Origin of the sequence: Streptomyces sp. NPDC050636 (genome assembly GCF_040654775.1) — a bacterium.
GTDB lineage: Bacteria > Actinomycetota > Actinomycetes > Streptomycetales > Streptomycetaceae > Streptomyces.
Genome location: NZ_JBFAIP010000002.1, coordinates 495,921 through 502,309, shown reverse-complemented (window position 1 = coordinate 502,309; position 6,389 = coordinate 495,921). Strand labels below are relative to the sequence as shown.

The 6,389-nt window shown below is 69.7% G+C and carries 4 protein-coding genes; 1 reads left to right on the top strand and 3 read right to left on the bottom strand.

The window, feature by feature from the left end; genetic code table 11:
- Window positions 1-849: hypothetical protein (locus AB0I10_RS04725; protein WP_363150815.1), on the bottom strand; the 849-nt coding region annotated here is incomplete at its 3' end.
- A gap of 240 nt (window positions 850-1,089) precedes the next feature.
- Here AB0I10_RS04725 and AB0I10_RS04720 point away from each other — a divergent pair.
- Window positions 1,090-3,471: a GH92 family glycosyl hydrolase gene (locus AB0I10_RS04720; protein ID WP_363150814.1), complete on the top strand. Its 2,382-nt coding sequence runs from the start codon at window positions 1,090-1,092 to the stop codon at window positions 3,469-3,471.
- Between the two features lie 170 nt (window positions 3,472-3,641).
- Here the strand turns inward: AB0I10_RS04720 and AB0I10_RS04715 are convergent, their stop codons facing one another.
- Window positions 3,642-3,854: an EF-hand domain-containing protein gene (locus AB0I10_RS04715; RefSeq protein ID WP_363150813.1), complete on the bottom strand. Its 213-nt coding sequence runs from the start codon at window positions 3,852-3,854 to the stop codon at window positions 3,642-3,644.
- 65 nt (window positions 3,855-3,919) lie between these two features.
- Window positions 3,920-6,376 (bottom strand): excinuclease ABC subunit UvrA, encoded by a 2,457-nt coding sequence (uvrA, locus tag AB0I10_RS04710; RefSeq protein WP_363150812.1) that lies wholly within the window; start codon window positions 6,374-6,376, stop codon window positions 3,920-3,922.
- Between the last annotated feature and the right edge of the window lie 13 nt (window positions 6,377-6,389).

Here is a 6,389-nt window from a genome sequence, read left to right as displayed (position 1 = left end):
GGCGCGCGCCCTGTGGCTGAGCACGGCCGGGATGTCCCGGCCGGTGAGGGCACGGTCATCCACAGCGCCCCAGCGGCGCGCCGGTTCCCGGTCCGCCTCGGACCAACCGCCGGCACCGGCGGACCGCGCAGCGCCGGCCACCGCCGCAACGAGCCCGGCGGCCGCCGACGTCTCGCCCGCCTCCGGCAGCACCCGCGCGAGGTTCAGCAGTGACTCGATGTCCTCGCAATCCGATTCCCATGGCGCGGTGCCGGCAAGTCCGGGAATCCGCACGCCATCCGGGGTCCCCGGGGCGAGCGCGGTGACAACTCGTATTCCGTCCCGGCAGGCCGACCGGAGCTTTCTGTAATCCTCTGGAGAGGACCACAGGAAACGCTTCCCACCCTCCAGTTGAACATGAACCGAGTGCGCTGTGTCGAAATGCGGCGCCGGCGTGGAGCCATGGGATCCAAGCGACAGTTTCCTGTGGGCGATTCGGCACCACGGAATATCCGAAGGCATATTCACATCGGGTGCGAGTTCATCGATCGACCCGATCAGCGAAACCCGGGGAAAGCAGGCCGCATTGTCGGACGCGCCTCGGGCGACACGTAAGACCATCTCGCGCCCGAGAATGCGAACAGACCGCGTTCCCGGGTCGGCGCCGAACCGTCCGCCGCCGGACAGCGCGTCGGCCGTCGAGCCGTTTTCCTCATATTTCATCGCGACATGGTATGGCGTCCAGCCGTACGCGTTTCTCGCCTCGCGAGAAACGCGTACGACAACCGGGACCTTCGGCGGACTACTGTGGAGCTCTTCCGGCAACTGGGCCACGGCATCAACCTGCGACAGGCTGCCGAACTTCGGCATGCTCGCTCCACTGCTTGATCGGTTCGGCACGAGGGTGTAAAGAGCGTGCCAGGAATTCGGCCCGCCGATCTGTACGAGTTCTACATGCGGAACTTCCCATACCGGCTGGTCATACCGGCCGAGTCGGGACTCACAGCGGCGCGGCCGGAATCGGCAAGCGCCAGCCCTTGACGTGCAGTTGACCGCCGCCAAGAATGAGCCGCCTTGACAACGTTGTCGAACACCCGGAGGTCCCGACCCATGCCATGGCTCAGACACAGCCGGTTGCGCACCGCGGGCGCGGTGCTGGCGGCCGCGCTCATCGGGGGCGCGCTCGCGGCCCCCGCCGCGCAGGCGGAGCCGCCCGGCGGCCCGCTCACCGACCTGGTCAACCCGTTCATCGGCAGCCAGAACGACGGCAACACCTACCCAGGGGCCGCCGTCCCGTTCGGCATGGTGCAGCTCTCCCCCGACACCGGCCACACCACCGGCTACAGCTACGACCACGACCACATCCGCGGCTTCAGCTCGGTGCATATCTCCGGTGTCGGCTGCGGCCTCGGCGGCGATCTGCCGGTCCTGCCCACCACCGGCGACATCACCGAGACCGACTACGCGAAGTACGCGGCGTCCTACGACCACGATGACGAGTCGGCCCGGCCCGGCTACTACCGTGTCGGCCTGAAGTCGTACGGCGGGATAACGGCCGAGCTGACCGCGACCGCCCGGACCGGCAAGCAGCGCTACACCTTCCCGGCCACCGGCAAGGCCAATGTGCTGCTGAACTCGGGGCAGTCGCTGCACAAGACGGTGTCGACCCGGGTCGAGGTACTGGATTCCCGCACCATCCGTACCGCCATCACGGGCCGCGGCTTCTGCCAGGACACCGAGCCGTACACCGTCCACACGATCACCCGCTTCGACCGGCCGTTCGCGTCGTACGGGACCTGGGACGGCGACAAGGTGACGGCCGGGTCGAGGGACTCCACGGCCACCGGACGGCACGGCGCCTATGCCCGCTTCGACACCCGCGAGGACCGCACCGTCGAGGCGACCACCGCCATCAGTTATGTGGACGCGGCCGGGGCGGCCCGCAATCTGCGTGCCGAGGGCGGCCGTTCCTTCGACCGTACGAAGGCCGCCGCGAACGCCGCCTGGGAGCAGCGGCTGGGCCTGGTGAAGGCACAGGGCGGCGACAAGACGCTGCGCCGGACCTTCTACTCCTCGCTGTACCGGTCCTTTCTCGCGCCGAATATCGGCAGTGATGTGGACGGGCGCTACCGGGGCTGGGATCGGAAGAGCCACCGGACCAGTGGCTTTACGTACTACCAGAACTGGTCGCTGTGGGACACCTACCGCACGCAGGCCCAGCTGCTGGCCCTGCTCGCGCCACGTGAGTCCCGCGATATGGCGCTGTCGGTGCTGCGGATCGACGAGGAGGGCGGCTGGCTGCCCAAGTGGGGCTACGGCACGGTCGAAACGAACATCATGACGGGCGATCCGGTCACGCCGTTCCTCACCAACGCGTACCAGCAGGGCCTGTTGCGGGGTCATGAGGAGGAGGCGTACGCGGCGCTGAAGAAGAACGCCGACGGAGTGCCGCCGGCCGATTCACCGGCTGTCGGGCGGGAGGCCAACGTCCAGTATCTGAAGGACGGTTTCGTCCCGTACATCAAGGGCCGTGAGCACGCGAAGCCCGGGGACTCCGACTTCGACCACGGGGCTTCGGCGACCCTCGAATACGCCCTGTCGGATGCGATGCTGGCTCAGATGGCCCGCGACCTGGGGCATGCGGCGGACGCCGATCGCTATGCGGCGCGCGCTCAGAACTACCGGAAGATCTTTGACGGTTCGACGGGCTTCTTCCGGGCCCGGGACGAGAAGGGCGCCTTCACCGGGCCCGCCGACCCGGCCAAGAGCGAGGGTTTCCACGAGGGTACGTCCTGGCAGTACCAGTGGCTGGTGCCGCAGGACCTGCCGGGGATGCTGAAGCTGATCGGCGGCAAGGACAAGGCCGATGAGCGTCTTGATTCCTTCTTCGCCTACCAGGAGCTGCTGAAGGACCCGGAGAAGACGGCCCGCGAGGTGTGGGTCAACGGTCCGTACGACTACTACAACGCGGACAAGTACAACCCGCAGAACGAGCCCGACCTGATCGCGCCGTACACGTACCTCTCCACCGGCCGGCCCTGGAAGACGACGGACGTGGTGCACGCGGCGCTGACCCTGTTCACCGACACCCCCTCCGGCATGACCGGGAACGACGACCTGGGGACCATGTCGGCCTGGATGGTGCTCTCCTCGATCGGGGTGTTCCCCGTGCAGCCGGGCACCGACAGCTGGGGGTTGAGCACACCGGTCTTCGATCGGGTGGACCTGACGCTTGACCAGCGCTACTACCCAACTGGTCACTTCACCATCAAGGCACCCGGTACATCGGACAGCAACCGCTATGTCCAGTCGGTCAGCCTGGACGGTACCGGTCGGGACCGGACGTATCTGACCACCGACGATCTGCGCTCGGGGCGTGAACTGGCCTTCTCCGTGGGCGCGAAGCCGTCCGACTGGGGCACCGGCGACCATGCCGCGCCGCCGCCGGTGGGTACGTCAGCCGGGCAGCATCAGTCCGACCGCCAACGCTGACTGCGTCGTCCGACGGGGCTGCGAGCACCGGCCCCCGATGGCCCGCGGGCCGGCGGCACTGCGCACGGCCGCGGGCGATCCGGAGGCAGCCACAAGGGAAGGAGCCGGAGCGGAGCGGGAAGGAACCCGAGAGAAGGGGGTGTGAGGCTCTGAGGAAGGCAGCGGGACGGTCAGCCCTGCAGCGCCTTCCAGAACTCGTCGAACGACATCCGGCCGTCGCTGTCGGTGTCCTTGGACTTGATGACCGCCTCGGCGACCGGGCCGGTGACGTACGGGTCGCCCATCTCGGCCATCGCCCGCTTGAATTCGTCCGGCGTGACCTGGCCGTCCTTGTCCGCGTCGAACCGGTCGAATGCCGCCCTGGCCGTCTCTATGTCTGCCACGAGAGGTGCCCCTTCGTCTTGCTGCACGTTGCTTGGTGAGGTGACCTGCGTACATTAACCGAACGTCAGGACACACCCGGCCGCGCCCTCCGTCGGGCCAGGTAGGGCGCGGTACGGCTGCCCGGCGCTGCCGCCACGTCGGCCGGCGTTCCCGCGGCCACGATCCGGCCGCCCTCCGCGCCGCCGCCCGGCCCCAGGTCGATGACATGGTCTGCGCCCGCGACCACCCCCATGTCGTGCTCGACGACCACGACGGTGTTGCCGGCGTCGACGAGCCCGTGCAGCTGGCGCAGCAGGACCTCGGTGTCGGCGGGGTGCAGTCCGGTGGTGGGCTCGTCGAGGAGGTACAGGGTGTGGCCGCGGCGGGCGCGCTGGAGTTCGGAGGCGAGCTTGATGCGTTGTGCCTCGCCGCCGGACAGCTCGGTCGCGGGCTGGCCGAGCCGCAGATAGCCCAGGCCGACGTCCTGGAGGGTGCGCAGGCTGCGGGCGGCGGACGGGATGTCGGCAAGGAAGTCCGTTGCGGCGTCCACGGTCATCGCCAGGACCTCGGCGATGGTGCGGTCCCGGTATGTGATCTGCAGCGTCTCGGGGTTGTAGCGGGCGCCGTCGCAGGCGGTGCAGGGCGCGTAGGTGCCGGGCAGGAAGAGCAGTTCGACGGCGACGAAGCCCTCGCCCTGGCAGGTTTCGCAGCGGCCGCCGGCGACGTTGAAGGAGAACCGACCGGCGGTGTAGCCGCGGGAGCGGGCCTCGTCGGTGGCGGCGAAGACCTTGCGGACCGCGTCGAACAGCCCGGTGTAGGTGGCCAGGTTGGAGCGCGGGGTCCGGCCGATCGGCCTCTGGTCGACGCGCACCAGCCGGTCGATCGCCTCCAGGCCCTTGGCTTCGGCGAGTTGGGCGCGGGCCATCGGGCCGGTGTCCGCGTCGTGGGTGTCACTCGCATCGGGCTGGTCCGCGCCGAGGTGCTCCCGTACGGCCTCCGCGAGGACACGGGTGACCAGCGTCGATTTGCCGGATCCGGAGACGCCGGTGACGGCGGTGAAGACGCCCAGCGGGAAGGCGGCGTCCAGGCCGCGCAGATTGTGCAGGGTGACGCCGTGCAGGGTCAGCGCTCCCGTGGGGCTGCGGGGTGTGCGGTCCCGGGGCGGCTCGGTGGCGAAGAGGAACCGGCGGGTGGCGGAGGCGTCGGCGTCCGCGAGTCCGGCGACCGGCCCGCTGTGCAGCACCTGTCCGCCGTGTTCCCCGGCGCGCGGGCCGACGTCCACGATCCAGTCGGCGCTCCGCACCACGTCCATGTCGTGCTCGACGACGAACAGTGAGTTGCCGGCCTCCTTGAGCCGGCCCAGGACGGTGAGCAGGGACTCCGTATCGGCGGGGTGGAGTCCGGCGGACGGCTCGTCCAGGACGTAGACGACGCCGAAGAGGCCGGACCGCAGCTGGGTGGCCAGCCGCAGCCGCTGGAGTTCGCCCGCGGAGAGGGTGGGCGCGGGCCGGTCCATGCTGAGGTAGCCCAGGCCGAGTTCGGTGAGCACCTCGATACGGGCGACCAGGTCGCGGGCGAGCGTCGACGCCACGCCGTCGTCCGGCCGCGCTGCCGTGGGGCGCAGCAGGCCGGCGAGGGCGCTCAGCGGCAGTCCCGCGAGGACGGCGATGTCGTGGCCCTCGAAGGTGACGGCCAGTGCCTCGGGGCGCAGCCGCCGTCCGGCGCACACCGGGCAGGGCTCGGCGACCATGAACCCCTGGACGCGCTTGCGCAGCGTGTCGCTCTTGGAGTCGGCGAAGGTGTGCAGGACATAGCGCTTGGCACTCATGTACTGGCCCTTGTAGGGGCGTTGGATGCGGCCGGCGTCGCGGACGGGGTGGACGGTGACGACGGGCTGTTCGTCGGTGAACAGGATCCAGTCGCGGTCGGCCTTCGGCAGTTCGCGCCATGGCCGGTCGACGTCGTGGCCGAGGGCGGCGAGGATGTCGCGGAGGTTCTTGCCCTGCCAGGCGCCGGGCCAGGCGGCGATGGCGCCGTCGCGGATGGACAGCGCCGGGTCGGGGACGAGGGAGCCCTCGGTCACCCGGTGGATACGGCCCAGGCCATGGCATTCCGGGCAGGCGCCGGCCGCGGTGTTGGGCGAGAAGGCGTCGGAGTCCAGCCGTTCGGACATCTCCACCGGATAGTCGCCGGCCCTCGAGAACAGCATGCGCAGGGTGTTGGAGAGGGTGGTGACGGTGCCGACCGACGAACGGGAGGTGGGCGCGGAGCGCCGCTGCTCCAGGGCGACCGCGGGCGGCAGACCGGTGATGTCCTCGACCTTCGGGGCACCGACCTGGTGGATCAGGCGCCGGGCGTAGGGCGCCACCGACTCGAAGTAGCGGCGCTGCGCCTCGGCGTAGATGGTGCCGAAGGCGAGCGAGGACTTGCCCGATCCGGACACCCCGGTGAACGCGACCAGCGCGTCCCTCGGGATGTCCACATCGATGGTGCGGAGGTTGTGCTCACGGGCGCCGCGCACCCGGACGTACGAGTCGGTCATGCCTCAATGATCG